Below are 1,896 nucleotides of genomic sequence, written 5' to 3'. Positions count from 1 at the left end.
AGCTGCCAATCTCCCCCCTTGTGGGGGAGATGGCCGGCAGGCCAGAGGGGGGCGCTGCCCCGCCGACTTCTCAGCTAATCTTACGGCGCACGATTTAGGGTTCTGAGGAACAAGTGATCGAAGGCCGCGATCTTTCGCGCCCCCCTCTGCCCTGCCGGGCATCTCCCCCACAAAGGGGGAGATCATTTGTCATCGCCGCTTTCGCCAATCTCCGCCTTCGGGTGAAGCATCCATCCTTGACCCACCCTCCACCCACGCTATCTTCCCGCCCATGCCAGAATCCAGCCTTGCTCCGCTCATTGTCATCGATCTCCAGACCGGCATGTTCGACGGCCGCTTCGAGCCGCCGATCCATGACGCGGAGGGCATTGTCGCCCGTGCCCGCGCGGTGATCGACTGGGCGCGAGAATCCGGCCGCAAGGTCGCTTTCATCCGCCATGACGGCCCGCAAGGCGATCCGCTGGCGCCGGGCGCGAGCGGCTGGCCGGTATGGCCGGGGCTCGGCCAGGCCGATGACGAGCCGACCTTCGGCAAGCGTGTCGGCGATGCCTTCTCCAATGCCGCACTTGGCGAGTGGGTGGCCGGCCAGGGCGCCGGCGCTGTCATCCTGCTCGGCGCCCAGAGCGACTTCTGCGTCGCGGCGACCCTGAAGGGCGCGATGGCGCGAGGTCTCGGCGTCACCGTGGTGTCCGACGCGCACTCGACGCTGGATACGCCTGCCGAGAGCGCCGCAGCGATCATCGCCCGCCACAACGCGGCTTTCGAAGAGGCCGGCGCGAAGCTGGCGACGGCGGCGACGCTGAGCGGACGCTGAACCCTCTCCCGGAAGGGAGAAGGCAGGCGCCCTTCAACCAACCCGGGGAGGCCCCACCATGCCAAGCCTCAACCTGCCCGCCGAAGGCGGATGCCGCTGCGGCCGCGTTCGGCTGCGGGTCACCGCCCCGCCGCTGTTGACCATGGCCTGCCATTGCACCGGCTGCCAGCGCATGGCGGCCAGCGCCTATTCGCTGAGTGCGGCGATCCCGAGCGAGGCCTTCGTGGTCACCGAAGGCGAGCCGGTCATTGGCGGACTGCACGGCGCATCGCACCACTATTTCTGCCCGCATTGCATGAGTTGGATGTTCACCCGGCCGGAGGGGCTCGACTGGTTCGTCAACCTGCGCCCGACCATGCTCGACGATCCAGGCTGGTTCACGCCCTTTGTCGAGACCTGGACCAGCGAGAGACTGCCCTTTGCGGCGACGCCCGCCGTGCACAGCTACGCGGCGTTGCCGGCGATGGAGGAATACGGCGCGCTGATGGCTGAGTTTGCCCAGGCTCTCGCGAAGGAGGCTTTTGCAGCTGGTGGCTCCGCCGGCTGAGCGCATTGTTGGCGCCTTAACCGGCGGAGCGGGGGGCTGCCACCACTCAATCTCGTCGATGCTGCCCTTGGCATTTTTCGAACAGCAGCATTTTCGAATTGGATAATATTGCGGAACGTCCAGCGGACATTCCGTGAACCAATCGAAACCAAAACCCTCTACGACCGCGCCATGCCAATGGCGCGGGCCGTTTTGAAGAGAGCCGGCCGTGGTCGACGGGGCCGCGGGGGCGCATGTTGGGGTGCTTTCGGGCCCGCGTCGACCAGGGCGGCTCGTACCGCCGCGAAAACACCATCGCATATCGGCAACGAAGCGGAACTTCCGCGATAGCGGAATATGCCGGCGGGATTGTGCGGATTCGGGCCTGGAAGTTGCCACCCTGGCGCGAAAATGGCGATCGCCGGTTGCGTCATCGGCAAGAAACAGTTTCTCGGCCGGCTCGCATTGACCTTGGCCGGCCGAGCGGCGACGACTGGCGCAGCAACCAGACCGGACGGCGCCCTTGACCGAACAGACGATTTTCCGCAAAGCCAGG

At 66.2% G+C, this 1,896-nt stretch carries 2 protein-coding genes; both read left to right on the top strand.

The window, feature by feature from the left end:
• Nucleotides 1-271 precede the first annotated feature (271 nt).
• Entirely contained in the window at nucleotides 272-814 is a 543-nt protein-coding gene (locus EN738_RS34000) for an isochorismatase family protein (protein WP_127287336.1), read from the top strand.
• 58 nt (nucleotides 815-872) lie between these two features.
• A complete protein-coding gene (locus EN738_RS33995) occupies nucleotides 873-1,361 on the top strand; it encodes a GFA family protein (RefSeq protein WP_127287335.1) in 489 nt (162 codons plus the stop codon).
• Nucleotides 1,362-1,896 lie beyond the last annotated feature (535 nt).

Origin of the sequence: Mesorhizobium sp. M4B.F.Ca.ET.017.02.2.1 (assembly GCF_003998955.1) — a bacterium.
Lineage (GTDB): Bacteria > Pseudomonadota > Alphaproteobacteria > Rhizobiales > Rhizobiaceae > Mesorhizobium > Mesorhizobium abyssinicae.
Note: the sequence above shows the minus strand (reverse complement) of the source record. Positions and strands in the feature narration are given on the sequence as shown.

Excerpts from the sequence above, each read along its gene's own strand:
- EN738_RS33995 (WP_127287335.1), top strand. The coding sequence starts at position 873 with ATGCCAAGCCTCAACCTGCCCGCCGAAGGCGGATGCCGCTGCGGCCGC.
- EN738_RS34000 (WP_127287336.1), top strand. The coding sequence starts at position 272 with ATGCCAGAATCCAGCCTTGCTCCGCTCATTGTCATCGATCTCCAGACC.